Annotated in this window: 27 protein-coding genes, 1 tRNA gene and 2 pseudogenes; 19 read left to right on the forward strand and 11 right to left on the reverse strand. The window is 52.4% G+C overall.

What is annotated here, in order from left to right; genetic code table 11:
- The first annotated feature begins 10 nt into the window (after positions 1-10).
- Both M4I36_RS05375 and M4I36_RS05380 read left to right on the forward strand, forming a co-directional pair.
- On the forward strand, positions 11-625 hold the full coding sequence (locus M4I36_RS05375; RefSeq protein ID WP_258110686.1) for a YkoP family protein: 615 nt from the start codon (positions 11-13) through the stop codon (positions 623-625).
- Positions 558-1,835, forward strand: coding sequence for an MGDG synthase family glycosyltransferase (locus M4I36_RS05380; RefSeq protein ID WP_258110687.1), 1,278 nt, complete (start codon positions 558-560; stop codon positions 1,833-1,835). The genes M4I36_RS05375 and M4I36_RS05380 overlap by 68 nt, the downstream gene beginning before the upstream one ends.
- Positions 1,836-1,893: 58 nt before the next feature.
- Here the strand turns inward: M4I36_RS05380 and M4I36_RS05385 are convergent, their stop codons facing one another.
- From M4I36_RS05385 to phoU, 5 genes are all read right to left on the reverse strand, one after another.
- Positions 1,894-2,394, reverse strand: coding sequence for a flavin reductase family protein (locus M4I36_RS05385; protein WP_258110688.1), 501 nt, complete (start codon positions 2,392-2,394; stop codon positions 1,894-1,896).
- Between the two features lie 28 nt (positions 2,395-2,422).
- A complete protein-coding gene (locus M4I36_RS05390; RefSeq protein ID WP_258110690.1) occupies positions 2,423-3,085 on the reverse strand; it encodes a CoA transferase subunit B in 663 nt (220 codons plus the stop codon).
- Positions 3,086-3,131: 46 nt separating this feature from the next.
- Entirely contained in the window at positions 3,132-3,836 is a 705-nt protein-coding gene (locus tag M4I36_RS05395) for a CoA transferase subunit A (protein WP_258110692.1), read from the reverse strand.
- A gap of 194 nt (positions 3,837-4,030) precedes the next feature.
- Positions 4,031-4,180 (reverse strand): hypothetical protein, encoded by a 150-nt coding sequence (locus M4I36_RS05400; RefSeq protein WP_258110694.1) that lies wholly within the window; start codon positions 4,178-4,180, stop codon positions 4,031-4,033.
- 110 nt (positions 4,181-4,290) lie between these two features.
- Positions 4,291-4,947, reverse strand: coding sequence for a phosphate signaling complex protein PhoU (gene phoU / locus M4I36_RS05405; protein ID WP_258110696.1), 657 nt, complete (start codon positions 4,945-4,947; stop codon positions 4,291-4,293).
- 261 nt (positions 4,948-5,208) lie between these two features.
- Here phoU and M4I36_RS05410 point away from each other — a divergent pair, with 261 nt between their 5' ends.
- A complete protein-coding gene (locus M4I36_RS05410) occupies positions 5,209-5,424 on the forward strand; it encodes a hypothetical protein (protein WP_258110697.1) in 216 nt (71 codons plus the stop codon).
- A 16-nt stretch (positions 5,425-5,440) separates the two neighbouring features.
- Entirely contained in the window at positions 5,441-6,160 is a 720-nt protein-coding gene (locus M4I36_RS05415; protein WP_258110698.1) for an NUDIX hydrolase, read from the forward strand.
- Positions 6,161-6,346: 186 nt separating this feature from the next.
- Here M4I36_RS05415 and M4I36_RS05420 read toward each other — a convergent pair whose 3' ends face one another.
- Both M4I36_RS05420 and M4I36_RS05425 read right to left on the reverse strand, forming a co-directional pair.
- On the reverse strand, positions 6,347-7,003 hold the full coding sequence (locus M4I36_RS05420; RefSeq protein WP_258110699.1) for a sterol desaturase family protein: 657 nt from the start codon (positions 7,001-7,003) through the stop codon (positions 6,347-6,349).
- 332 nt (positions 7,004-7,335) lie between these two features.
- Positions 7,336-7,422, reverse strand: a tRNA-Leu gene (locus M4I36_RS05425).
- Positions 7,423-7,714: 292 nt separating this feature from the next.
- On the opposite strand from M4I36_RS05425, the gene dapF reads away from it, so the two are divergent.
- A complete protein-coding gene (gene dapF, locus M4I36_RS05430; protein ID WP_258110700.1) occupies positions 7,715-8,554 on the forward strand; it encodes a diaminopimelate epimerase in 840 nt (279 codons plus the stop codon).
- A 148-nt stretch (positions 8,555-8,702) separates the two neighbouring features.
- A complete protein-coding gene (locus tag M4I36_RS05435) occupies positions 8,703-10,142 on the forward strand; it encodes an MFS transporter (protein ID WP_258110822.1) in 1,440 nt (479 codons plus the stop codon).
- Here M4I36_RS05435 and M4I36_RS05440 read toward each other — a convergent pair.
- The gene (locus tag M4I36_RS05440) at positions 10,126-11,001 is read right to left on the reverse strand and encodes an MBL fold metallo-hydrolase (RefSeq protein WP_258110701.1); all 876 of its coding nucleotides are present in this window, start codon (positions 10,999-11,001) and stop codon (positions 10,126-10,128) included. The genes M4I36_RS05435 and M4I36_RS05440 overlap by 17 nt on opposite strands.
- Positions 11,002-11,214: 213 nt before the next feature.
- On the opposite strand from M4I36_RS05440, the gene M4I36_RS05445 reads away from it, so the two are divergent.
- Entirely contained in the window at positions 11,215-11,727 is a 513-nt protein-coding gene (locus tag M4I36_RS05445; protein ID WP_258110702.1) for a hypothetical protein, read from the forward strand.
- Between the two features lie 300 nt (positions 11,728-12,027).
- Here the strand turns inward: M4I36_RS05445 and M4I36_RS16800 are convergent, their stop codons facing one another.
- Together M4I36_RS16800 and M4I36_RS16805 are read right to left on the reverse strand one after the other, a co-directional pair.
- Positions 12,028-12,372 (reverse strand): transposase, encoded by a 345-nt coding sequence (locus tag M4I36_RS16800; protein WP_374985523.1) that lies wholly within the window; start codon positions 12,370-12,372, stop codon positions 12,028-12,030.
- A gap of 66 nt (positions 12,373-12,438) precedes the next feature.
- Entirely contained in the window at positions 12,439-13,206 is a 768-nt protein-coding gene (locus tag M4I36_RS16805) for a transposase (RefSeq protein WP_374985525.1), read from the reverse strand.
- A 302-nt stretch (positions 13,207-13,508) separates the two neighbouring features.
- Between M4I36_RS16805 and M4I36_RS05455 the strand changes: the two are divergent.
- From M4I36_RS05455 to M4I36_RS05465, 3 genes and pseudogenes are all read left to right on the forward strand, one after another.
- Positions 13,509-14,623 (forward strand): annotated as a pseudogene (locus M4I36_RS05455) (IS3 family transposase).
- Positions 14,624-14,764: 141 nt separating this feature from the next.
- Complete coding sequence (locus M4I36_RS05460; protein ID WP_258110704.1) at positions 14,765-15,775, forward strand: G1 family glutamic endopeptidase; 1,011 nt, start codon at positions 14,765-14,767, stop codon at positions 15,773-15,775.
- Positions 15,776-15,815: 40 nt separating this feature from the next.
- Positions 15,816-16,154 carry a hypothetical protein gene (locus tag M4I36_RS05465; RefSeq protein WP_258110705.1) on the forward strand — a complete coding sequence of 113 codons (339 nt, stop codon included), beginning with the start codon at positions 15,816-15,818 and terminating at the stop codon, positions 16,152-16,154.
- A 181-nt stretch (positions 16,155-16,335) separates the two neighbouring features.
- Here the strand turns inward: M4I36_RS05465 and M4I36_RS05470 are convergent.
- Positions 16,336-17,274: pseudogene (locus M4I36_RS05470) on the reverse strand (IS1380 family transposase); the annotation flags it as partial.
- 272 nt (positions 17,275-17,546) lie between these two features.
- Here M4I36_RS05470 and M4I36_RS05475 point away from each other — a divergent pair.
- From M4I36_RS05475 to M4I36_RS05515, 9 genes are all read left to right on the forward strand, one after another.
- Positions 17,547-18,416 carry an HAD-IIA family hydrolase gene (locus M4I36_RS05475; protein ID WP_258110706.1) on the forward strand — a complete coding sequence of 290 codons (870 nt, stop codon included), beginning with the start codon at positions 17,547-17,549 and terminating at the stop codon, positions 18,414-18,416.
- Positions 18,417-18,547: 131 nt separating this feature from the next.
- Positions 18,548-19,057 (forward strand): transcriptional regulator NrdR, encoded by a 510-nt coding sequence (gene nrdR, locus M4I36_RS05480; RefSeq protein ID WP_258110707.1) that lies wholly within the window; start codon positions 18,548-18,550, stop codon positions 19,055-19,057.
- Positions 19,058-19,078: 21 nt separating this feature from the next.
- The gene (locus M4I36_RS05485) at positions 19,079-22,255 is read left to right on the forward strand and encodes an adenosylcobalamin-dependent ribonucleoside-diphosphate reductase (RefSeq protein WP_258110709.1); all 3,177 of its coding nucleotides are present in this window, start codon (positions 19,079-19,081) and stop codon (positions 22,253-22,255) included.
- Positions 22,256-22,385: 130 nt separating this feature from the next.
- Complete coding sequence (locus tag M4I36_RS05490) at positions 22,386-22,592, forward strand: heavy-metal-associated domain-containing protein (protein ID WP_258110711.1); 207 nt, start codon at positions 22,386-22,388, stop codon at positions 22,590-22,592.
- Positions 22,593-22,718: 126 nt separating this feature from the next.
- Positions 22,719-23,021 carry a metal-sensitive transcriptional regulator gene (locus tag M4I36_RS05495; RefSeq protein WP_258110712.1) on the forward strand — a complete coding sequence of 101 codons (303 nt, stop codon included), beginning with the start codon at positions 22,719-22,721 and terminating at the stop codon, positions 23,019-23,021.
- 28 nt (positions 23,022-23,049) lie between these two features.
- The gene (locus tag M4I36_RS05500; protein ID WP_258110714.1) at positions 23,050-25,236 is read left to right on the forward strand and encodes a heavy metal translocating P-type ATPase; all 2,187 of its coding nucleotides are present in this window, start codon (positions 23,050-23,052) and stop codon (positions 25,234-25,236) included.
- 106 nt (positions 25,237-25,342) lie between these two features.
- Positions 25,343-25,885 carry a hypothetical protein gene (locus M4I36_RS05505; RefSeq protein WP_258110715.1) on the forward strand — a complete coding sequence of 181 codons (543 nt, stop codon included), beginning with the start codon at positions 25,343-25,345 and terminating at the stop codon, positions 25,883-25,885.
- A gap of 29 nt (positions 25,886-25,914) precedes the next feature.
- Positions 25,915-26,232, forward strand: a complete 318-nt coding sequence (locus tag M4I36_RS05510; protein WP_258110716.1) for a hypothetical protein — start codon at positions 25,915-25,917, stop codon at positions 26,230-26,232.
- Between the two features lie 22 nt (positions 26,233-26,254).
- On the forward strand, positions 26,255-26,458 hold the full coding sequence (locus tag M4I36_RS05515) for a hypothetical protein (RefSeq protein WP_258110717.1): 204 nt from the start codon (positions 26,255-26,257) through the stop codon (positions 26,456-26,458).
- Positions 26,459-26,476: the final 18 nt, after the last annotated feature.

Below are 26,476 nucleotides of genomic sequence, written 5' to 3' on the forward strand. Positions count from 1 at the left end.
AGGGATTTTCATGTGGCGATCAATGATGCGCGCAACATGGCAGGCCTTTGAGCATCTGTTCCACTGGGCGTTTCGCTTAAAACCGATTCAACCAGGAGAAGAACATCTGTTTTACGTCGCAAAGCGGCGCTATTATGGTAGGCAGTTCCAAGTTGATGATATCGTGGTGCATCGCTTTGACAAAGTCGTGGAACTGCATATGAACAATGACATGATTGCCGACATCCTTTCTACGGAGACAGAAATGATGCCGATTGTCTTGAGGTTGTTGAAAGAGGCGAATCGCTCTGTGTCGATTCTCGCCCGCCTCCTAGAAGAAGAGGAGTTCCGAGATGCAAACGCCATCTACGGTATTACCTTCATTCATCGTGGCATTCGCCGCTTTGGACTCCATGCCATTCCCTTGCAGACGGGAATTTTACGCTCCATTACGAGATGGCACTTGAAAAACGTTTTTCGGATGGTCAATCCGAATGCGGATGAGATTTTGAAGAATCACATGGATGTCTTTGAACCCAAACTCGTCGCGGCATCGCGGGCGCGTTTCGTGGCTAGACATGGAGTGGCCGCGAGCTCGGCGGCGGTCGCTGAGCAATCCGTGGTTGCGGACCACGTGTTGTCCTGATTCTGTGGCGAAAATACTCTTGTTATACGCATCTTATGGAGACGGACATCGTCAAGTGGCTGCCGCCTTGACGGATGCTTTAGAAGTCGCAGGTCACGAGGTCCATTCGGTCGACATGATGCGCTCGGCAAACCCGGTGTTTGCGGCTTGGACAGAGCGTCTGTATGAACTCCTAACCCGGTATTTTCCTATCGTTTATGGATGGTCCTATCGTTTGACGGCTTCCTTATCCACGCGCCACTGGTTGTGGCGCGTGTTGTCTGTCTCTACTCGCCGGTCTGCGTGGCGCGCTGTGGGTGACTATCAGCCTGACGTGGTCGTGCAACTTTTTTCCGATCACGCTTTACGACCACCCATCCCAGCTTCTTTGCGCATGCCACGTCGCCTCGTCGTCTTGACGGATTATGCGCTACACAGTCGTTGGTTTTATCCGAGCGGCGGGGCATACATCTTACCGTCCGCCCGCCTTGTTGTGCGGGCTCAGCGTGAGTACGGGGTGGAAGACCCGCTGTTGGCACTGGGTATTCCCGTTCGTCGCGAATTTTGGAGTGCTGCAGAGGGGCATTGCGCGCCAAATATCACCCATGCTGGACGGGACGACGGTGGCATGCTGGACCGACATGACTTTTCTTGTGACTCTCCATCGCCTAAGACTCGCGAAGGCTCAACTCCGTATGTATTGGTTCTGACCGGCGGGAGGGGTGTCTTTCCGCAACTCAAGAAAGTCGTACGAACCCTTCGGCAAGAGCGGCGGGAGGAGACCGTCGTTGTTCTGTGCGGCAGAAATCAGACGATGTATGACCGATTAAACGAGGAATTTTCGGGAGATCCTCAGGTTTCGGTACGAGGCTATCTCGCTCACGTTCGGCCGCTTCTCAGTGGTGCCAGTTGGGTCGTGACAAAAGCGGGCGGAGTGACCATTGCGGAATGTTTGGCAGTCGGCGTCCCGTTACTCTTTTTTCGTCCAACACCCGGTCAAGAGTTTGAAAATGCGCGGTTTGTGTCGGAGTCCGGAGCTGGGATTCTCGTAAAGAACCTCTCTCAGCTAGAAACCGCTCTTCGTGGCCTATCATCGGATATGCTGGCAGAATGGCGACTCGCTGCAGCTCGTCTGGGTCAGCCGGAAGCAGCCACCAAGGTGGTACAGTTGTTGGAAAATTGGCAAGGGACAGAGGCCCTGGTTGGCCAACCCGAAACGGTCGGACAATAGACGACAGAGGCCGGGCGGGGTGACCGCCCGGCTTCGTCATGTGCACGCGCATAGCCTCTTATGTTGGGGGCTGCATCTCGCCGAGGGGGAGAAAATGTCCGTACTTGCCTTGGTAGTAAAGAAGAGGGTTGCGCTTGGCTGAAATCTCGGCAGACTCAATTTGGCCAATGAATAGAGCGTGATCACCCGCAGGAACTTCTTGCACTACAGTACATTCTATAGCTGCCAATGCATCGGAGAGAAGTGGCACGCCAAGAGTGCCCAAATGGTGCGGGATGTTCTCCAGTTTATCGTCCAGTTTCCTTGCAAAGTGCGTCGACAGTGCCGACTGATCGCTGTTTAATATATTGACACCAAAGCAGCGGCTGGCGCGAAGCAAAGCGAGATTTTGAGACTGTTCGTCGATGCAGACCAAAATGTACGGGGGAGCTAGGGAGACGGAGCAAAACGCGGAGACCGTCAAGCCACTCTGTTTGTCTCCGTCCGACATCGTCACTACGGTGACGCCGCTCGCAAATTGGGCGAGAGTCTGGCGAAACGCGGTTGCGTCAATCGGCATTCGCCGGACCTCCTCTCACGTGTCGTTTTTAGCCAAACATCATATAGGGTATTTCCGTCTCCGGGAAGTGCAGCGGCACCGCCGTTTTCTCTTGCACTTCTGCAGCAGTGTGGCCGGGTGCGATTTCGCGCAGCCACAAACCGTCAGCTTCCACATCGAGGACGGCATAATCGGTGATAATGCGGTGAACCACTCCCTTACCCGTCAACGGGAGTGTGCAAGAGGGCACAATTTTTGACTGGCCTTGTTTGTTGACGTGCTCCATCGTCACCACGACGCGCTTCGCACCGTGGACTAAATCCATGGCTCCGCCCATACCTTTAATCATTTTCCCGGGTATCATCCAGTTGGCCAAATCTCCGTTTTCGGCGACCTCCATGGCACCCAAAATCGCGAGGTCAATGTGTCCTCCGCGAATCATCGCGAACGATTCAGCGCTGTCGAAGTAACTTCCGCCGGGTAATATGGTGACGGTCTCTTTGCCAGCGTTGATGAGCTCAGGGTCGACTTCGTCTTCGCTAGGATAGGGTCCAGTTCCGAGTAGCCCATTTTCTGAGTGCAAGAGAATGTGGATTCCCGCCGGCAGATAATTGGCAACGAGAGTAGGCATTCCGATTCCGAGGTTGACGTACATCCCGTCCTTGACTTCGGCGGCTGCTCGCTGCACGATTTGATCTCGATGAAGAGGCATATGAGTACTCCTTTCGATGAACGTGATGGTCGAGAAATTGCGGGGCTCAATCTCTCCCAGGTGCTTGAACAGTTCTTCGTTCAATGCGTTTTTCGTAGTGGTTTCCGAGCACCACTCGCTGTACATAGATAGACGGGGTGTGAATCGCGTCTGCAGGTAGCTCTCCAGGAGAGACAATCTCCTCCACTTCGACGATGGTGATACGGCCAGCAGCCGCCATCATCGGGTTAAAGTTTCGGGCCGTTTTGCGGTAAATGACGTTACCGTAAGTGTCTGCCTTCCATCCCTTGATGAGCGCGAAGTCGCCGCGAATGGGTAACTCCAATACGTATTCCTTTCCATCGAGAACGCGAGTTTCTTTTCCTTGTGCAACATCTGTACCTACGCCAGCCGGCGTGTAAAAACCGCCGATTCCAGCTCCGCCTGCGCGAATGCGTTCTGCAAGCGTACCTTGTGGCACCAGTTCGACTTCCAGTTGACCATCGAGATACTGCCGCTCGAACGTCTTGTTCTCGCCAACGTACGAAGAGACCATTTTGCGAATTTGGTGATTGGCGAGCAGCAGGCCCAGTCCCCAGTCGTCTACACCACAGTTGTTGCTCACGCAAGTCAAGTCTCGGACCCCGCTTTGCCGCAACGCTTCTATGAGATTTTCGGGAATACCAACCAGACCAAAACCGCCGACCAAAAGTGTGCTTCCATGAGAAATATCGGAAATGGCCTCTGCGGCAGATGATACGACTTTATTCAATGTTGACTCCTCCTTCCGCAGACTGATACAAACGCGACTCCGACGATAATTACCGCACACAGAAAGCGAAATTGCAAGCGCTTACTACATTTGCGAAAAGGAAATCATTCAATAAAAAGCGAGGATACGGACCGTCGGTCAGCCGCATCCTCGCGTGTTTCTAGTTTTCAATCCATGCGATGTGAAATGGTGCGTCAAACGAATGCGTGAAACGAAAGCCAGCCGATGGTGCCCATGACGAGCAGCGCTGCAGAGGTTACTGCAACACGTTCCAGCATACGCGACACTCGCTCCAATGTCACCATTGGATTCGATGAATTCGTTCGTTTCTGTAAGGTTGCCATTCTACTCCACTCCTTACCAACGAGTCAATGCCATTATATCACGGTAGAAGAGAGTGGCGTTGGTCCGCTCTGGGCAAATGTGACGGGACTTTGTCAAGTTGAGAAAGGCATCAGTTTAAATCAGACCTTTCACCGTAGACGATATAGATGACACTCTCGCCGATGTTTGTCGCGTGGTCTCCAATCCGCTCTAAATATCGACCACAAAACGCCATCGTCATCGCTTGCGTGGCCAGTGCTGGACGTTCTGCAGTCAAGTTAAAGAGATTTTCTGCAATTTGCCGATACAGGTGGTCCACCCGGTCATCCTGGACGGCAAGCTTTCGCGCCCGTTCGCCATCGTTGTCTACGTAGCATTGAAGGGCCTCGAAAATCATCTCGTCTACCACGGCCGCCATCTCTGTGATTTCTGAAGGTGGCTGGGATAGCGTCTCACCAGCGAGCCGAAGAGTGGATTTTGAAATGTCCACAGCGAGATCGCCCATTCTTTCCAAGTCTGACGCAATGCGCATGCCTGCTACGATTCGGCGCAAGTCGGTGGCAACTGGCTGTTGCGTGGCGATGAGGCGAATACACAGGTCCTCAACTTCATGTTCCTGCCGATTGATGCGCTGGTCGCCGACAATAATTTCGTCCGCTAGGTGCAGGTTAGCTGTCTTGAGACTGCGTACCGCCTGCCGGAGAGCCTCCTGTACATCTCCCCCCATACGCAGCAGCTTGAGTTTCAATTCTTTGAGTGCAATGTCAAAACCTTGACGTTGGTGCATGGTGGTCGCCCCTCTCGCCATCTCTTCACTATGCGAGTCTAGCACAAACCGAAGGCGTGGAGATGAAGCGAAACTGGGGTCACAAGACGCCTTGGCCGACAAAAAAGCTGGTTTTACCAGCAGACTTCGACAGCTTTCGACGAGGACCCGTGGTATTCTCAAACAGGTGATTTTGATGGTTTTCGAACCCGTTCACAAAGGGACTTTTCATCCTGACAGACGTGTCGACGTGCGACATAGAAGTGGAGGAATCGACGAATCGTGGTAGACTATCGTCACAAAGCAGACAGCAGTCCGCTGGCTTGGTGCTCCCGCTGTCATCACCTCGTGGCTGCGAACAAAGTGGCGCGTATCATGACGACTGTGTATCGCGTGGAGCCGGATGGGGTATATCCCTTTGGACTGTGTGCCGATCACGCTGCAGAAGCTTCGATGGCTTCCTTAGAGCGGCAGCAAGTGGTGCATGACAATTCTTGAGTAGAACACAGAGGAGGTGGTCGGCATTCTGAGTCATACACCGGCATTACCTCCCTCAGGTCGCCCGTTGCGGAGGGCTGGCACGCTTCTTTTGATTCGCGATGGAGATGCAGGGGTGGAGGTATTGATGCAGCAGCGGTCCGAGAACCTTCGCTTTCTGCCTGGCTACTGGGCTTTTCCCGGTGGCACCGAGAGTCCATCCGATGCGGACACGGCGAGAACCTTCGGTGAGTTGGGGGCGAGTTCTGTTTCGCTTGCAGAGACGCTGGCGGTGACGGCGCTCAGAGAGACGGCCGAAGAACTTGGTGTGCTCTGTGGTGTCACTCATCCGGGCCTACTCTCGGAATCCGAGTGGGAGGGCCTGTGTGAGGGTACGATGGCGTTCGCAAACCTGCTTCAGAGCCGAAGAGAAACGCTTTGTTTTTCCGGAATCCGAAATGTGGGGCGTTGGGTTGGTCCGCACGGGGAACCTGCGCAGTTTGACACGTGGTTTTTTGCATTGCCCTATGATGAATCGCTGCCAGCAAAGTGGAAGAGTGTCGAAGTCGCGACTGCGAAATGGCAGAATGCCGCACAATTTCTCCAGCAAGAACGAGATGGAGCGGCGCGCATGGTGCCGCCTACGCTAGCTATGATGGAAGCCTTGGCGAGTTGCTCAGATGTTCCATCCGTGATGCAGCACATGTATGCGTGTGACCCCACGTTGCCGCAACTCACATGGCTCAGCTCACAATGAAGACATGGGGAGTCTTCATGGAAGACGGTGGGAATTCATGGGTCTATGCATGCCGGCTTTAGCACACCCATCATGCTGCCTTCCCTATGGGACTTTCTGTACCATGTCAATACACACGAAAGCAGACAGGCCTACGAGCCTGTCTGTTCGCTGTTGTACGTTCGATGATTCACGTGCCTACGTGAATTACGGGATGTCATGGCTGGGTTCTTGGAAGACCCCATCTCCGTCTGCGGACTTTCCGTGTTCTCCATAGCGCTTTTTGTCTGCCGTCGAGTATGAGGGGACTGTGCTCGGTTCTGGGTCACTGCCTACGAGCACATCCAGCGTTGCATTCGTCACGCCAAACCAATAATGTTCGTTCTTGAAGTGGTGGAGAAGATGGAATTTTTTCATCCACTTTCCCCACGGAGACAGTGGCACGATGGGCCGATGGGAGACGAAATGCGACCACTCGTAATAGATTTGAGAGAGCGAAAGCGTCAATAAAAAAGCAGATGTTGTGTCGAAGTGACGGGTTACTAAATAAGCAACGACTGCAAAAAATACATATCCGGGAATGTTGTAGTGATTTGGCGTTAACAAGTATTTCAGTTCTTCCGGATGCGAATGGTGTCGCGCATGCCCGTCGTAAGCCTTGGGCATCACTTTGGCGAGTATGCCATGCAAGATAAAGCGGTGCACAATGTATTCGGTGAAGTACCAGACGACTACTCCGCCCGCCAAAGCCAACCAGTCCATGGTGTGAAGTGGAAATGTGAGCGTGCCAATGAAACTGACAGTGCTCACACTGAGCAGAAATAGAACACGTCGATCCGTCAAAAACTCTGTTGCATACCTCATAGGCCACACACTCTCCAGATATCTAGTTGCGCCATCTCTTCCGACAATCTTATCCCATTATAACAGACATCGGTGGTCATGACGCACTTTGGACAAGGAATCTTCGGCGTTTAGGCTCGATTTGACACGGCTGCTCCGATGCGACCATCGCTACCGGGTAACCATCAGAGTTGGACGACATCTTGGGCGGTGAGCATTGAGGAACGACGAGTCCCATTCCAAGGCCCATTCATGAGAAAAATCCCCGGACATCGTCACCCGGAGATTTTTTACAGAGGCGCTCACATTGGATAAATTCTAGAAAATGTTTCGCCAAACTTTTTACTCTCTTATGGTGCGGCCAAGAGGACTTGAACCTCCACGGGGTTGCCCCCACTAGAACCTGAATCTAGCGCGTCTGCCAATTCCGCCATGGCCGCATGATGGCTGGTGTCAATCGGAACATGCAAGAGTGTATCACGCTCGCGAGCGTGAATGCAAGTAGGAAATGTTTGGCGCCCAACTGGACTGTTTGTGGGTAGGCGCAGAGTCGCTACACGTCGCCACGTATGGTTCTGTTGGCGTCAAGTTTGAAGCAGCATCCTAGTCAAGACGAGTCTCTGGTAGCTGCATCGTTTTAGCGTCTCCGAACTGAAGTTTCAAGTCGAAGAAAGTGATATGATGCGGGATGGTAGGTAACGCATCAGACTAGGGGATTGGAGCGATGGGGCCATGAAAGTCACGAAAATGCACGGGCTTGGAAACAACTATATTTATGTATCGGAATGGGACGAAGTCCTCCAGAATGTCGACTTTAGAAAACTTGCGAAAGCAGTCAGTGACGTGCGCAAAGGCATTGGTTCGGATGGCCTGATTGTCGTCTCCAAGTCGTCACTGGCAGATGTTCGGATGCGCATCTTCAATGCAGATGGTTCGGAAGCCGAAAATTGCGGCAATGGTTTGCGATGTGTTGCAAAATATGCCTTTGAACGCGGTTATGTAGGAGATAAACAGGCGTTCTCCATCGAGACCAAAGCGGGTGTGTATGCCGTTCATGTGGAGGTCGATTCTCTCGGAAAGGTCCCACGCGTGACGGTCGATATGGGTGCCGTCAGTTTTGAGCCGAAAGATGTTGGCTACGTCGGCAGGATGTCGTCGGCAGGATTGGCGGAGATTTCGTTGGGGGACGAAACCTATTCAGGACATGTGGTATCGGTTGGGAATCCACATTTTGTCGTGTTTGTGAAGGATGCAGTGAATTTTCCAGTTGCGGAGATTGGGCCATCTCTGGAGAACCATCCACACTTCTTGAACCGGACCAACGTGGAATTTGTGACGGCACAGTCAGCCAACGAATTAGACTTTCGCGTATGGGAACGCGGGTCCGGTATCACTTATGCATGCGGCACCGGGGCATGTGCCAGTGTGGCGGCGGGAATTCGTGCGGGCGTCCTGAAAGAGAACGTGGTTGTGCATCTGCTCGGTGGGGACCTACAAATCTCCGTCCAGGATGGCCGAATTTGGATGACGGGGGATGCGGTCGAAGTCTTGACCGGAGAATATCTTTGGTAAAGGTCTCCTCAGCCTGCAGTTTCAGCGCAAGAGAAGGTGGGTCTACATCGGCTCTGCATCGGCTCCACGATGGGATGATTGTTGTGAACGTACGATTTCGACACAAGGGTGACATCGGTACGATGGGCGAAAGAGGTGTGAGTTGAGTATGGAGGCAAGAGGGAAAGTAGCCATGACGTCTTATCAACGCTTGGCGCTCGTCGTGATTCTCATTGGCGTGCTCATCACGGCGGTAGATACGACGATTGTCGTTTTAGCCCTTCCCAAAATGATGGGGTCACTGCATGCCCAACTGTCTGGGGCAGTTTGGGTCATTCTGTCCTATCTGTTGGTCATTACTTTACTGTCGACACAGGTGGGTCGAATTGGCGACATGTTTGGTCGCGTGCGGTTGTATGAATTTGGATTTCTGATTTTCATTCTTGGTTCGTTACTTTGCGGCATTGCGGCGAGTGAGCCTGAATTAATTGTCTTTCGCGTACTTCAAGGCATCGGTGGTGCGTTTGTCAGTGCCAACAGCGGTGCGGTCATTGCCGATACTTTTCCCCCAGAACTTCGCGGGCGTGCCTACGGATTCAACAGCATTGGTTGGAACTTGGGTGCGATTTTAGGTATTTTGCTAGGAGGATTTATCACTACCTACTTTTCGTGGAGATGGATTTTTCTCATCAACGTACCGATTGGTGGTTTCGCATTTGTTTTGGCCCTTCGCGTCTTGCGCGAAAAAACAGAAAAAGTCTCACGGAGCTTCGACTATTTGGGGATGTTGCTGCTTGGGGCAGGGCTGTTTGGCGTTTTGTTGGCCATGACGCAATTGTCTTCCGGTCACCATGGGTTGTTCACTTGGCTCTTCCTCGCAGTCGGTCTGGTCTTGATTGGGTTGTTTGTGATTGCCGAGAGAATGCAAAAATCTCCGGCTTTGGATTTGTCCCTGTTCAAAATTCCAGTCATCACTTTTTCTCTCTCCGCATCATTCTTTCAGTCACTCGGAAATTATGCGGTGCTCTTTTTACTCATCATGTACTTGCAAGGCGTGCGGTCCCTGACGCCTCTGGATGCCTCCTTGCTACTCGTTCCAGGATATCTTGTGGGCGGCGTGGTCGGCCCGCTCGCTGGTCGTCTCAGCGACCGCATCGGTGTGGTGCTACCAGCGACGATTGGCCTCATCTTGCAGGCAATGGCCATCTTTGTCTATGCGCATCTTCATTCAGACACCGCTTTTTGGGTGGTCGTTGCCGGAAGTATCGTGAACGGTGTAGGATCCGGCGCGTTTTTCCCATCCAACAACGCGGCCATCATGAAGGCTGCACCGCCGAATGCTTACGGAATTGTCTCTGGAATGTTGCGGACGTTTGCGAATATCGGCATGGTCTTATCCTTTGCGATGGCCATTTTGGTGGCTTCATCGAGCATCCCGCGAGGTCTCGTCTACGCCGTATTTGTCGGCACCACGGCCATTCAGAGTCATCTCATGCATGCCTTTGACAACGGTATTCACGACGCATTTTACGCATGCATCGTGATGATGCTGATAGCGATTGTCGGATCCGTCTTGCGCGGACGTCGGCCCGTCAAGTCTGCGGATTGACCGCCTTTAAGAAGTGGTACTGGAGTGGGCTGCCCATGTAAATGCGCTCCAGCAGACCTTGTTGTTCCAGATGTTCTGCGTGAGCGAGTAGCGTTCGACGAGCAAACGGCACAGCCGCTTCTGGCAAGTCTGGGTACAGGCGCTCAAGCATTTCGGTCATGGAAACCGGGGTTTCGGTTGTAGCCATATGGAGTATTTGAGTTTCCCGCTGGAGCCGTCGCTGTTTCATGCGCAGTGCGGCTTCCGCCGCATTGGCGAGCATTTGACCGTGACCCGGGGCTGCCTTCCAATCTGTACGTGTGGCGAGGTCATCCAAGGTCGCGTAGTATGCGTCCATGTGTCCATCGGGCGCTCCAATCCAGACCGTTCCGGCGGCTGTCAGGGAATCACCCACAAGAACCACGCGGTCGCTAGGTATTGCGACATGGATATGGCCGTGGGTGTGTCCGGGTGCGTCAACGATGTCCACACGAAGGTCGTTTACAATAAATTCTCGCAGGAGAGCCGTCCAGGGCAGGGGACGCTCCGCGTGTTCGCGAAGGTATGCCGGGAAGTCCCGCGGGTGCAAGTAAGCTGGAGCACTCACGGTATCGGCCAGTTTGAGGAGTCCGTCGGTGTGGTCTGTATGGTAGTGGGTGGCTATGACTCCAAGCCAATGTTGCACCCCGACCGCTTGAGCGTGTTCAAGCACGTGTTGAATGACCGTGCTGTCGTCCGTACCTGCGTCCACGAGTAGCCCTTGCCCATGAGCTGCAATTAGGTAGGCATTGGTCGTGGCGGCGGGAGGTAGGGTGTTTGTCGGCAGTTCCAGCCGATGCACGTGAAGAGACACTTGCTCGGATGTGACGATTTGTGGCATAGAAGTCCTTCCTTTCGATGGGGGTCCGCCTCGAAACGAGTTGTTTCTAGTCTGGATGCTATCGTCTGCCAGCAGCCGCGTCAATGTCTTCTGCTCCTAGGAACCAGGACAAGAGCCGTGACATATGGATGGGGAGAAGTGGTTGTGCTCTCTACATCGCAGGCAGTAAGCAGAGCAGAACTGCGGACATCCGGTTGGAATGGGGTGTAATACATGGACCACGGGGCACATTCCGCGCTGTTTTCGCAAGCGCTGCAAAATGCAAAGCACACTGTCTATGCACACCAAGTATTGTGTTCGGTTCTTGACGAGATGATGTCCAGCTCCGCAACGGCGACATCGCCGTTAGCAATTTTATTGAAAGAGAATAAGTCTGGGAGTTTGCACAGAGATGTCGTTTGTGGGTCGTTGACTCGGCTTCATTACGTCGAAGGCGCGCCGATTTCGGACCATACAGTGCCTCTTTTGCGGCGCATTGTCGCCCACCTGTACGCTGCTCGGCAGTCGGATTCTGTAGCGTCGTCTGCGCTTCGAGCGTGGTCGGGCCATACGGAGAATGACGAAAACTGGAGGCATCTCGCGCAGCAGTGGAACGACCAACGAGTCCATTGGCTACGTGAAACGGCTCGCAGCCTGCGGACTGTGGTGCCCAATGATGTGTGGGTGGAAGGGAAAGACATGTCTTCCCAGACCTACACAAGTACGGTTGGTACAGCTATGGCCTGAATCCGTGACGTCTATATCAAATTCATTCAATCATTGAATTACTTTCGGAAGTTTGCTGTGTGGCAAGATGGTTCCCAAAGCCCTGGACTTCATGCGAGCTCAAACAGATCCGGCATGAATTTTCACCCGGAGAATCCAAGCTATTGGTTTAGACCGTCAACCGAATGCCAGGTACAGACGCTGGAACACAGCGAACCATGGGTTTCCTCTACCCAATCTGAGATAGTGGCGGCGTGCATGTGTAGTCACCTTGGCGGCCAGTGTCATCAGGTTTTGGATCACGGTTCGAATCCTCCGGCGCTACACTGTGTTTTTCAGCGGCGTGTCTTCTCGCTTCAGGCTTTCTTGCCCAACGATGCGCAGAAGATTGTAGGCGAGTACGGCAAAATGAAGAATAAGCTCATGGGTGGGGAATTTGCCGGATGGAAGCCGCTCAGCGTCGAGATCTGTCTTGATTTCACTGTGGAACTGCTCCATCGTCCCGTGAGCATGGTACAGTTCAATCACCACTGAGGCCGCATCCGGCAGCGAAGTCAAATAGACGTCAACCTCGATCTCGGGCACGAGGAGCATCTGGCCGTGTTTGTCGATGGTGCGTTCAAGGACCTCGAAGACCATCCGGACTGGCTTATCAAGCTTCTTCATGGGGGACATCATCGAACCACGGTAGACTTTCTTCCCCATGCGAGGCTCGCAACATATGCCGTGAGTCTAGGCGGTGTGTAACCATACCTGCGGGCTCTCTCGGCGTAAATTCCGCTTGATGATGAAGTCGGCGTGCGTGTCTTCAGATCGGCAGACAACCAAGTTATCTGCGCTGTCGTTCCCGGAGTCCAATCGAACCAAAATGGGCACAGTGGTGATGCGCTTTGCATAACGAATACTTTCGGCCAGGAACTCTGGGGTGCCTTTCTGGCAATGTGTACTGCCCTCCCGAAGACTGACATGTACACAGTAGCCCTCAAGGCCGAGATAAGCAAAGATGGGGGCGTACCCGTCGTGTCCCTTGTAGGTTCTGGACACGCCTTGTTTCTTGGTCCCTGCATTGTCAAATGGCGAGACATCGATATCCAGTCGAACGTACAGACGATCCTTATCCCGTCCCAGGCGAATCGGCGATACGGTCACGTCGAAATCGTGCAGGAGGTTCGCTGATTCCTCTAGAATAACGGACTCCCAATCGGATTTTGGGGCAGCCCTATCGAGGCGTTGACGCAGCGTGGGACTGGATGGAACGGTGTCAATTTGTAACGCAGCAAAAAAGAACTCATCCTCACGAAACGGCTCAATGTGATCGAAATCGCTCTTGCCTTGACAGAGCAAGCCAAGATAAGAGTAGGCGATGTCACGGTTCGAGCCTGGGTTGCCGAAGGGAACAGCCAACGGGTTAGAAGTCCAAGCGAGTGCTGGGGAAACAGACTTTGGATGTAGTCGAGCTACAGGAGTGAGACGAAATTCCCCAAATGACCCTAGGGTCATTGTCTGAGAACATCACGAAGAGTCCAAGACCCTATACTAGGTTTTCATGAAGTTTTCAAAGAACCGTGTTGTTGGGCCCCGGCTTCCGATCCTCGCCCTTCGGGCTGTGGTGCGGGTTCGGCTACACCCTCCAACTGCTACAACTATCTCGCTGGAAATTCTTTAGTAAGAGGACTCTAAATGGTGTTAGGCTATAAGGGTTGACACGGCGAATCGAGAATGTAAGAATAAGGTGATTCGAGGTGAGCCACGTGACACAGAAATATGATCAGGAGTTCAAGCTCCATTCAGTGCAGCTGGCGATGGAGAATGGGAAGACTACGACCCAAGTGGCCCGGGAGCTGGGTGTATCGCAAAAGACGCTGTATGGCTGGATTTCCAAGTATCGAGAGGATTCATCAGCCCCGTTTGTAGGGAGTGGAAATCTGAGGCCAGAAGCGAAGGCTCTCCGTGATCTGGAGCGGGAGAATCGGGATTTGAGAGAGGAGAATGCAATTTTAAAAAAAGCAGTGCGCATCTTCACAAACGACCGGAAGTAAGGTACCAATTCATCCACAGATACCGCTCCAAGTTTTCGGTTGAGAAGATGTGCAAAGTGTTGAAGGTATCTCGGAGCGGTTACTATGCATGGTGTGAACGTCCGGAGAGTGAACGGACAAAGCGCCGCAAACGCATTACAGGGCGGGTACATCAGATATTCGTGAAATCTCGACGGCTATACGGCAGCCCGAAAATTACGCAGGTGCTACGTCAAGAGGGTGAACGCATCGGTCAGAAGACCGTTGCCAAAATTATGCGGGACAACGAGCTCAGGAGCCGCACCGTGCGCAAATACAAGGCGACCACATACTCGAACCATGATGACCCAGTACAAGAGAACGTGCTGAACCAGGAGTTCGTGGCAGAGCGCCCCAACCAAGTGTTTATGTAAGATATTACCTACACCCCAACTGCAGAGGGGTGGCTTTACGTTGCGAGCCTGATGGACTTGTACAGCCGAAAAATCGTTGGTTGGCGCGCAGATTCGCGAATGACAAAGGAACTATGCATTGCTGCGCTGGAGCAGGCTTATGAGCGCCAGAGGCCCATAGAGCCCGTGTTACATCATTCGGATCGTGGGAGCCAATACGCCTCTCACGACTACCAGAATAAGCTACGAGAGTATGAGATGACCGGAAGCATGAGTCGCAAGGGGAATTGTTTTGATAACGCCTGTATCGAGTCGTTTCACAGTGTGCTCAAGCGCGAGCTCGTCTATTTGGAAAAATTCGAGACTAGAGAGCAAGCAAAGAAACGAATTTTCGAGTACATCGAAGTGTGGTACAACCGGGAGCGCATTCACTCATCGACGGCTTACATGTCACCGGTCGAGTACGAAAAAAGATATTTCCAGATGTTAAGAGACGAAGCAAGTTAAGTGAACGAAACACCGTTTTCGGAATATTAGAACTTACATCTTCTCTGTTTTGGGGTGTCCGTTCTATTGACTTAATACCAAAACACACTATACGAGGAGGGTACAATACTGAAAAATCCCCTGAAAGTATCATGTTGCTCTTTGGCTATTTTTTCGACTTTCACTTTGGCTATTCCGGTTGCCCATGCGGCTACCAATAATCCCACGGCACCAGCAATGCATCATTTCCATACACCACCAGCCAATTTTAATCCTTTAAATGTTTCTGATGCACAATTAGAGGAGTATGGATTTCCTGTTCGCCCTACCAATCCTCAATATCTATCAGGTTGGATTGCTGCAATGAAAACTTTTCGAGTTATGCTAAAACCAACATTCAAAGTACGATATATCAGAAAGACAATGCCGAAAGGTAAATTACTGAATCCCAAAGTTGAAACTACGAGCAATACAATTGAGCATGCAGTAAATCCTATTTGGTCCGGATATTTAGATTACGCTCAAAATGCAACTTACAATTTCACTGATCTCCAGGGAACATTTATTGCCTCACCTATTGATTCTGCATATAGTTCAACGGGTTCTCACTATTCATCTTGGTTTGGATTTGGTGGATATAGCGGACTTGAAGGGCACAATAGCCCGTATGTTTTACAATCCGGAATTTCAGCAACGCTAAATTCTGCAGGAAACACAAGCTTTGCACCATTTTGGGAAATCGGAGGATTTAATTACGAACAAAATCTAGGATATTTAGCTATTTATTCAGGAGATACAATGTATGTCGACATTAGCTACACCGTCAATGCTGGAGGTGATTTTAAGTATTTTGTTGAAAACGAATCTACTGGAAAAGCGGTGTCAGGATACGTTGAAGATTCTTCGGGTTATTATGATGGTACAGAGGCAGAAGCCATCACAGAAGCCAATAGTGTAGACGGGCAGATTAATTGTGGGGATTTCCATAGTGTATCTTTCAATAACATAAGTACTAATAGTATCTCAAACCAGAGATATGGAATTACTGATCAGGATAGCCCATATCAGATTTTCCGTCTTACAGCGGAGGATAGTAACGATACAGTGTTAATTAACGCTTCACAGCCGACTAGTTCATCTAGTTTCGTAACATATTGGCATAACGCGACGTAATATAAAATAATAACTCTTCACAACTTATGGAGGCGATATTTTGAAGTGGATACTTATACTGGTTGCTGTTGTATCGACCTCTATCCTTACAGGATGCTCATCACAAACAGGCAACTCTTCACAAGCTTCACTGCATAGTAATACAACAGGGACGCAACCCACTTGGGGATGGTTGGCCACAATCAATTGGAACAAGAAAACTTGGGATGCAGAAGCTAGCAAAAATTTTATTTCAAAAGTTGGTTCGAAAATCGGAGAAGCAAAGGTTAACGACTATTCTTTTCCCGTTTACAGTGTCCCCGGGGTGAGTCCTTCTATAGAAATTGCTGTTCCATCTGGAAAAGCCAACTGGTATATAACTTACAAGGCTACCAAATAGGCAGGTGTATAAATATAAACCTGAATCCGTGACATCTGTACCAAATTCCTTCGTGCATGAGACTGCTCTCGTCGGTGTGCACGAGGAGATAAGATGATTTGCACGTGTGTCGGCTGAGAGCAGCCCAAACAGATCCGGCATGAATTTTCACCCGGAGAATCCAAGCTATTGGTTTAGACCGTCAACCGAATGCCAGGTACAGACGCTGGAACACAGCGAACCATGGGTTTCCTCTACCCAATCTGAGATAGTGGCGGCGTGCATGTGTAGTCACCTTGGCGGCCAGTGTCATCAGGTTTTGGATCACGGTTCGAATCCTCCGGCGCTACACTGTGTTTTTCAGCGGCGTGTCTTCTCGCTTCAGGCTTTCTTGCCCAACGATGCGCAGAAGATTGTAGGCGAGTACGGCAAAATGAAGAATAAGCTCATGGGTGGGGAATTTGCCGGATGGAAGCCGCTCAGCGTCGAGATCTGTCTTGATTTCACTGTGGAACTGCTCCATCGTCCCGTGAGCATGGTACAGTTCAATCACCACTGAGGCCGCATCCGGCAGCGAAGTCAAATAGACGTCAACCTCGATCTCGGGCACGAGGAGCATCTGGCCGTGTTTGTCGATGGTGCGTTCAAGGACCTCGAAGACCATCCGGACTGGCTTATCAAGCTTCTTCATGGGGGACATCATCGAACCACGGTAGACTTTCTTCCCCATGCGAGGCTCGCAACATATGCCGTGAGTCTAGGCGGTGTGTAACCATACCTGCGGGCTCTCTCGGCGTAAATTCCGCTTGATGATGAAGTCGGCGTGCGTGTCTTCAGATCGGCAGACAACCAAGTTATCTGCGCTGTCGTTCCCGGAGTCCAATCGAACCAAAATGGGCACAGTGGTGATGCGCTTTGCATAACGAATACTTTCGGCCAGGAACTCTGGGGTGCCTTTCTGGCAATGTGTACTGCCCTCCCGAAGACTGACATGTACACAGTAGCCCTCAAGGCCGAGATAAGCAAAGATGGGGGCGTACCCGTCGTGTCCCTTGTAGGTTCTGGACACGCCTTGTTTCTTGGTCCCTGCATTGTCAAATGGCGAGACGTCGATATCCAGTGGGACGTAGGGACGCTCTTTATCCCGTCCCTAATGAACAGGGGAGACTGTGGCTTCAAAATCATGCAGATGAAGCGCAAGAGATCACCTCATAGGTGAGTTTAGGAGAATAAGATTATCTCCGAATCTCTCGATTTTACTCCATCTTTCTACGAATATCTACGGTTTTCAAAGACCCGCGTCACGGATTCAGCTATGGGAAAAGGCGTGGCAGGTCAAGGCGGCGTGGGGAAAGCGACCCATGCAGGGAAGACCAGTCCACAGTAAGAAGAGCGGGAATAGGGGGATCTGTTGTGTCGGATACGTCGTCTTGCGGGATTCATCCGTCTGTCCGCCTTGCGCTTCTCGATCTCGATGGCACTCTATATCGCGGTCACCAGCCCATGGACGGCGCTGCGCAGTTTGTGGAACAATTGCGTTTCCACCATATCCAGCCAGTATTCTTCACGAACAACGCCACCCGCAGTAGAGACGAAGCGGCGCTTCATTTGCGCCAACTTGGCTTTGCCGTCGCGTCGTCAGAAGTGTATTCTTCCGCGATGGCAGCCTCTACTCTCTTGTCGTCGACCTTCGCCCTGACGTGCGGGAGTGTGGTCGCTTATATCGGCCAGTCCGGATTGCGCGAAGCACTTCAATCTTCTGGGTACCATCCCGTTCATCCGCGGGACCCATTGTGGTCTATCGAGAAAGACCAGGCAGCGGCAGTCGTGGTCGGTTTGGATATGGACGTGAGCTATCGGCAGTTGGCCGAGGTGGCGGACGTGATTCGCCGCACGGATGCATTTTTGTTGACCAACGCAGATGCCCAGTTCCCGTCGGAAACTGGGCTGTATCCGGGCAATGGAGCGATTGGCGCGTTCCTTCAGACGGCTTCAAAGAGGGTGCCACGGATTGCCGGCAAGCCGTCGCCACAATTTGCAGAATTGGCCTTGCGTCAGTTTGGCGTCCGCCCAGAGGAAGCTGTGGTGGTTGGTGACAACCTTGAGACGGACATGGCTTGTGGATTGGCTGCAAAGATCAATTCTTTTTTCGTGCGGACAGGAATTTCGACAACTGATGCAGAATTGTCGAGATGGCGTCAGCGCTTCTCCGAAAACGGGCACACCTTATGCGTGTACGATTCGATTGCACAGATTCCGTTCTTGGACGAGCCTTCTCTGTGACTCCTTGAAAAAAGTTTTCCCCCGTATTGTTATAGTCATATCTAGAGCTTATAATTTCATTTGCACACATTTCAACCCCATATCTAGTGTTTTGGATGGAACGGATCGGCCTGTCTGCAGGAGGGATGTTCATGCGTTGCCCGTATTGCGGAACGGACAACTCGCGGGTGCTAGAGTCACGCCCTAGTGACGATGGACTGGCTACACGGCGCCGCCGTGAATGCTTAAATGGCGCGTGTCAAAAGCGATTTACCACTTTTGAACGGATTGAACAGCGCCCTTTCATGGTCATCAAGAAGGACATGAAGCGAGATGTATTTGACCGGGACAAGCTCTTTCGAGGATTGCAAAAGGCGTGTGAAAAACGTCCAATATCGGCGGACGACTTGGACGAGTTAGTCGACGCGATAGAGGTTCGCTTGCGTTCTGAATTCGAGCGCGAAGTGCCTTCTTCTGAGGTCGGCGAACGTGTGATGGAAGCGCTGAGGTCGGTGGATGGCGTTGCGTACGTCCGGTTTGCGAGTGTCTACCGAGAATTTCGCGATGTTGAGACGTTTGCCCACGAAGTCTTGTCTCTGTTGGGCAAGAAAGAGGTTCGCTCTGGTTCGTCACAGAATCACGAGAGCACGACGGATGAGTAGCCCACCTAAGGGAGGAAAACGATGAATACGAAAATGAATGGCAGTATGTTGAGCTTTACGGAGGAAGACGCGTTGCACGCTACGGGTGAACGGATTGTCGCCGACCGCTATCTGATGAAAGATGTCCAGAAGGAGACTTTAACGAACGGATCGCTCGTGGTTGCTGTCTTGGACAAGAAGCGGGCGTATCACGAATTAGCGCGTGTGGTCGAGATACATACGGGCGGTCAGCAGGTGACTGTGGAACTCCGTGACGGGACGCGCGAAGTGCTGCCCATCCAGCAAGTGGACGTCTTGCTCGAAACGTCGCCGCGGCAAATGTGGCGGAGAATTGCTCGCGGTGCGGCTGCGGTGACAGAGCAACCTGAAGCCATGGAGGAAGCGTTTTACCAACTCCAGAGTCGTTGGCGGTATGTACCAGGTGGACGCATCAATGCATCCATGGGGTCCGGGATGAAAACCACGAGTTACAACTGCTTTGTCATTCCGAGTGTTGGACCAACGATGCGCGACTACGCCCAATCGTTTGGGCAGACGCTAGAAATCCAAGCGCGTTCGGGTGGCGTGGGAATGAATTTGACGCGTATCCCTCCGCAGGGCTCCATTGTGCCAGTAGACACCAGAGACCGCAGATCACATCTGCATTTGACGCTGGATGTCTGGCATTCTGATGTGCGCGATTTCATTCAGGCAACGTATCCGCACAGCACGAAAGTTGTTCGTCTCTCGAAGGATTTTCTGCGAGCTGTCGAGGAACATACGGATTGGACATTTCGCTTTCCGGACACGACGGCCCCAAATTACGACGAACTCTGGAATGGCCGACTCGAAGATTGGTTGGCCGCTGGACTGCCGGTGGTCGAGCAGGAAACGGTTCCAGCACGCGACTTGTACGATGAGTTGGTCGCGAGTGGGGTAGCTTTGTGGACCGATGTAGTAGGTACCATTCTCTACCCCGGCGACCAGCGCGGCACCATCGCCGCGACTCTTGGCGACATGTGGGAAAGTATGAAGGAAGGTCGTCGAGTTACGGTCATGTTGTCCTCTTTGCGCCCCCGCTACAGCTACGTTCGCGGCGTCAATGGACGTTCTTCCGGTGCATACTCTTGGGGGCAATTGTTCGACAAAGGCAACGAGGTCTACGGCACGGGTTTTGGACCTGTGGGCGTCGGGGAAATCATGAGTGTGGGCTGCCAATTGACCCTTCAGGGCGGCTCGCGGCGTGGCGCACTGATGTTAATTTTGAATGATCAGCACGCGGACATTTTGAAGTTTATTCGCTGCAAGCAGGTGGACGGAGTCATCACTGGCGCAAACATCTCCGTGGGCATTTCAGAGCGTTTTATGGAGGCGAAAGAAGCGGGATCGACCTGGACCATAGGGTATGTCCCACTCGATGCTGCACAAGCATTTGATGGGGACTTTGAGGCGTGGGAAGCGAAGGGAGGTCTCTTGGAGACGGCAACGACCATGCCTGCGGGGGACCTTTGGAATGAACTGTGCGAATCGGCCTGGAAATCCGCGGAACCTGGTGTCGTATTTCTAGGACGCGCGAATCGGCTCTCCAATTCGTATTACTTCAACCCTCTTGTGGCTACCAATCCTTGTGGAGAACAGCCTCTTCCAGCAAACGGCATATGTAATCTCGGGGCTGTGGTCTTAAGTAAGTTTGCGGTAGGCTTTCGAAATACGGACCGGAGACAGGACTTTGCGGATAAGCAGAAGGAGGAATACGTGCGCAAGCTTTTGGAAGCTCATTTTAACCCGGACGAAGCAGACTTTCTCCTCCATCATGTTCTTTGGGAAGAGTTGGAGTGGGTTACGCGCACCGGACTTCGCTTCCAAGATGCGGTGATTGACGCTACTTATTATCCGTTTGAAGAAAATCGCCAAAATCAATTGAGAGAACGGCGCGTTGGGCTGGGTATTATGGGTCTTCATGACCTTCTCCTCTACTGCGGTTATCGCTACGGCAGTAGAGACTCTGTCCAGTTGATCGATGTCCTGCTCGGACTGATGGCGGAGTGGTGCTACCTCGAATCCGTAGAGTTGGCGAAAGTTCATGGCCCGTTCCCAGCATTTGATGCAGAGCTCTTTTTGAAGTCGGGCTACATGCAGCAAATGGGCGTGGAAAAGCCTCATGTGGTGCAGGCCATTCGAGAGTATGGTGTGCGCAATGTGACGACGATGACCATTGCGCCAACGGGCACGACGGGTACGATGGTCGGCTGTTCGACGGGCTGTGAGCCCTACTATGCATGGACCTACTACCGCAATTCCCGGCTCGGAATGTTTGAAGAGAGTGCGGAAATTGTTCAGGAGTATCAAGAGAGTAACGGATCGACCACGTTGCCTGAGTACTTTGTGACGGCTATGGATCTGTCACCGGAAGACCATGTACGGGTTCAAGGGGCCTTACAGCGGTGGATTGACAGTTCGATTTCAAAGACCTGCAATGCTCCGAATTCCTATACGGTCGAAGACACGAAGCAGTTGTATCAACTCGCCTATGAAGTTGGCTGCAAGGGCGTGACCATTTACCGGGATGGGTCTCGGTCTGAACAAGTTCTCTCGCTCAAATCTGAGGATACAGCCGATGATACCGCTGACTTGAAGCCTATCGAAAGTGCGGAAGAAGTGGCGGTCGCGGGTGCTCCGCAGTATAAAAAACGCAAGCGTCCGGACGTGCTCTATGGGGCGACGTACCGCAAAACCACGCCGCTTGGCAAAGCGTTCATCACCATCAATGATGACGCGAACGAGCATGTGGCGGTGGAGATGTTTGTGAACATCGGAAAAGCGGGTACGGATGTCTATGCAGCCAATGAGGCTCTCGGCCGAGCCATCACCCTGTATCTGCGAGACTCTATGAACCCGAACAAAGAAGCGGAATTAGTGAAGCATTTTTCTGGGATTGGCGGGTCGAATTCTGTCGGATTTGGTAATAATCGCATCACGTCGGTGCCTGATGCCATCGCTAAATCTCTCATTCAGCATGCAGAGACCTTTCCACTTCGGCAGTTGGGCGATGATTCTCTGTCCGTGCATGAGGAAACTGCAGCTTTAGATGGAGTGAGCCGCACCAACTTGCGTCATTATACGGTCGCCAAAGATTGGTGCCCAGAATGTCATCAGCATACCTTGGTGCACACTGGTGGATGTTATGAATGTGAGGCGTGTGGTTTCAGCAAGTGCTGAAAATTGAGAGCCTAAGCGCTTGAGTAAAGGCTGAATAGACTGGGGACAAGCGGAATCTTTCGAGTTTCCGCTTGACTTTTATGCCCTACAGGGGTATGGTACTGGTGTCACGTGTGGAGGAGGATGAGGAATGGCGATTGCGACAATTTCTGTCGTTGGGATGACTTGTGATGGGTGTGTACAGTCGGTTTCGAAGGCGATTGGTAGTGTTCCCGGAGTGTCCAAGGTGGAGGTTAGCCTGGACCGTCACTTGGCTACGGTCGAGTATGACAGCGCACGGACGTCTGAGAGTGTGCTGAAGTCTGCGATTGAAGATGCTGGCTACGATATTGGCTAATGCGCGCTCTGCAAACGGGGCACTGGTCGTCCTGTGGCAATGACGAGGAAGCTTGCACATACAGGCGAGGCTGCTCTGGCGGTCTCGCCTGTATGTGATTCTCCGGGAGAATTGGGAGGTACGGTGATGGTGGATGTTGGAGAAACACCGGAACACAGCTACAGTTCGTCGCGAGACGCGCTGCTGGCGCGTTTGAAGCGGATCGAAGGGCAGGTCCGAGGCATTCAGAAAATGCTCGAGGACGACCGTTACTGTGTGGACATTCTGGTGCAGCTAGCGGCGGTCAAGAGCGCCACACACCAAGTGGCCCTCAGTTTACTAGAGTCTCATACGCAGCATTGCGTCCGCTCAGCGCTCGAACGCGGCACCGATGGAGATGTGAAAATTGAAGAATTAATGGATGTCCTGCGTAAATTCACGAAAACGTGAACGCAGGCAAAGAGGAGAGGTCGAGTTCATGTCGGCTGCACAAGCGAACAAAGAAAGCATGTTGTCTATTGAGGGCATGACCTGCGCTGCCTGTGCAGCGCGGATTGAGAAAGTCGTTCAGCGAGTTCCGGGCGTAGAATTGGTGCAAGTGAACTTGGCATCTGAGAAAGGGCGAGTTGTCTATCGGACAGACACCGCGACCGAACAAGACGTGCTGTCTGCTGTGGCGAAGGCGGGGTATACTGCTCGATTATTGAAAGACGTAGAAGAGTCAGCAGAGAAAGCGCGCCGAAAAAAGCTGCAGCAGGTGGAAACGCGCATTTTTTGGCTCGGCGTTATTTTGACTGCTCCCTTAGTGGCTCAGATGTTGTGGATGACACTTTCAAAAGGTCCCGGATTCTTATCGCCTATTGCCGAATTCCTGTTGGCTACGCCCGTTCAATTTTACGTTGGATGGCGATTCTATCGCGGGGCGTATCACGCGCTGCGGGGTGGTGCAGCGAACATGGATGTGCTCGTCGCGTTAGGCACTTCCGTGGCTTATGTGACGAGCGTGGTGAACCTGTTGCTGTCGTCACCAGACTTGTACTTTGATACGAGTGCGACCATTGTCACACTCATCTATCTTGGAAAAGTGCTGGAATCGCGGGCAAAGGCGAGATCGAGCGAGGCGGTGGCTAAACTGGCCGACCTGCAAACAGGTGTGGCCCATCGACTGACCGACGACGGCGGCGAAGAGGATGTTCCGGCCGACGAGCTAACGAGTGGTTGCTTGGTTCGTGTGCGGCCGGGTGAAAGAGTGCCTGCGGATGGAGTGGTGGTGGAGGGACAGGCGCTCGTTGACGAGTCCTTTTTGACGGGTGAATCAGTACCCGTTCTCCATGTCTCGGGTGAGACAGTCACAGGTGCCAGTATGAATCATCAGTCGTCGTTTGTCTTTCGCGTGACGGCAGCGGGACGAGACACAGAACTTGCGCGTATTATCCGTTTGGTCGATGAAGCCCAAGGAACGAAAGCGCCTGTACAGCGTTTGGCAGACAAAATTTCTGGAATTTTTGTCCCTGTCGTGTTGGGGCTGTCTCTATTGACGTTTGTAGGTTGGGCGTTGTTGGTAGGATGGACACCGGCGATTCTGAGTGCTGTCGCAGTACTCGTCATAGCCTGCCCTTGTTCGCTGGGCCTTGCCACTCCGACCGCCATCATGGTCGGCACGGGAGTTGGCGCCGATGCTGGGATTCTCATCAAAGGTGGTGAGCATCTTGAGCGGGCTGAGCGAGTTCAGGCAGTTGTCTTTGACAAGACTGGCACGCTCACCTCTGGAGCTCTGACCGTCACAGACACAGTCGTACTACCGGGCGTTGCTCTGTCCCTGCATGAACTGTTGGAATTCGCAGCCGCGATTGAAGCGCACAGCCAACACCCAATTGCCTCCGCTATCGTAAAGGCAACTCGCATGTCGAATGCGGATGTCGTCGCTGCGCGAGATGTCGAGGAGACGGCGGGGTCTGGTTTATCTGGCACGGTCAATGGACGAACAGTGCGAGTTGGCCAATTTCGCTGGCTTTCCGCGTTTGCGCGAACGGACGAGGGGGCCACGCAACTCTCTCGATTTGAGGACGAAGGTAAAACGACGGTTGGAGTGGTTGTGGACGACACACTCTGTGGGCTGATTGCACTGTCTGACACGATTCGCAGCGATGCGTTTGAAGCGGTTCAACAGTTGCGGGACATGGGCCTCGAAGTTTGGATGTTGACTGGGGACAACGAGCGCGTCGCATCAGCCGTGGCTGCTGCTGTAGGACTGAAACAGTGGCACGCAGGTGTGCGCCCTGAGGATAAGATTCAAAAAATTAAAGAGCTCCAGGCACGTGGGCTCGTGGTCGCTATGGTTGGGGATGGAATAAACGACGCGCCAGCGCTGGCGGGTGCTGATGTGGGCATTGCGATGGGGAGTGGTACAGACATCGCACTGGAATCGGCGGCTGTCGTTCTCACCAATCAAAGTGTGAGCAGCGTGGCCAAAGCGCTACGCTTGTCGAAAAAGACCATGCGCAAAATTCGTCAGAATTTGTTTTGGGCATTCTTTTACAATGCGGTCGGAATTCCGCTCGCTGCGTTCGGTTTACTCCACCCTGTCTTCGCCGGCGCTGCGATGGCACTGAGTTCGGTCAGCGTGGTGACGAACAGTCTGTTGCTTCGGCGCGTGCGACTCTAAGCGCAGATGCTCCGAGGCTACCCTTGTCTTATCGGCGCAAAGCGTCGCATAGACTTTAAGGAACGAGATGTCTCGGTCAGCATGTCATAGTAAAGCTGGGATGCACGTGCGTTGGTGGGACAAATGGCGACTTTCTTCTAAGCAACGGCGAGTGGCTGCTTTAGAACAGCGCATGTTGCATATGGAACGATTATTGGAACAGAGACACGCGGCGCATGTCGACATTCACGTGGACACGATTCACGTGGATAGTGCGAGCCTCGAGCGATTGATGTTTCGCCTTGGACATCTGGACATTGAGGAACTGAGCGGGTCGCTCAATTTAGGTAATAATTTCGGCAGTCGAGTCGTGCAGAGTGAAGCGGCGTCTACTGATGAACAGGGTGGGAGGGCCGAAAAGAGCCCGCAACCTAGTCAACCCCGTCAAGGTGGTGGACAGCCTCATCCGGCTGTCCACCAAGAGAGGGGGTCGAGGGAGAAAGCTCGCCCGGGAGAGATTCGGTCGACGCAGACTGGTTATACATTTTCGCTTCCAAAGCGAGGTAGCGACTGTGCTCCTACGGCCAAAAGTGTCCCGGTGAACGGGCGTCAACCCGATGGATGGTCAGCCCAATCGGACAGGTCTGAGACGAACCGCAGCGAGCGGTGAACAGAGTCGCAAGGAGGAGACATAAGACTATGGAGCAGTTTCTGTCCCCGTCATTCGCCATTGGTACGATTCGAATTGGGCAAATTGAAGGTGCTTCCTGCATGAACTTAGGGAATAATTGGCCGACAAATTTTCGTAGCTATAAAAAGCACAATCAGGGATTTGGCTCGGTAAGCGGCGATCATTCTGTAGTTCGTGACCTCAGAAGTCTTCTTCATGACCCGGACAACGTGGATACCTTTAGTCTTGTTGGCGATACTCCGCCCGAATGGCTCTTATCCCTCCTCAATCGAGGGGATGAAGAGTTGCGTCATTCCAGCTCAGAAAACGGTGCCGAAGACACATAAAAAACGAAAGGAGAGACTCAGCATGACGAATTTTTTGTTTGGACAATTCGAAGTTGGAACTGTTTCACGTAGTTCGGCCGTATTCTATGGGGAGAATCACCAAGCGAATGTGACGGACGTTCAAAAAAAAAACGAAGCCATCGGAGACGTATCGGGGAGCGATGGGACCGTTCAAGGCAACGTCGGAGTGCTGATAGACGTAGACCTGTCGGATGCTTTTTCGTGAACTTTTTAGGTAAATAGC

Origin of the sequence: Alicyclobacillus sp. SP_1 (assembly GCF_024706985.1) — a bacterium.
Classification (GTDB): Bacteria; Bacillota; Bacilli; order Alicyclobacillales; family Alicyclobacillaceae; genus Alicyclobacillus_I.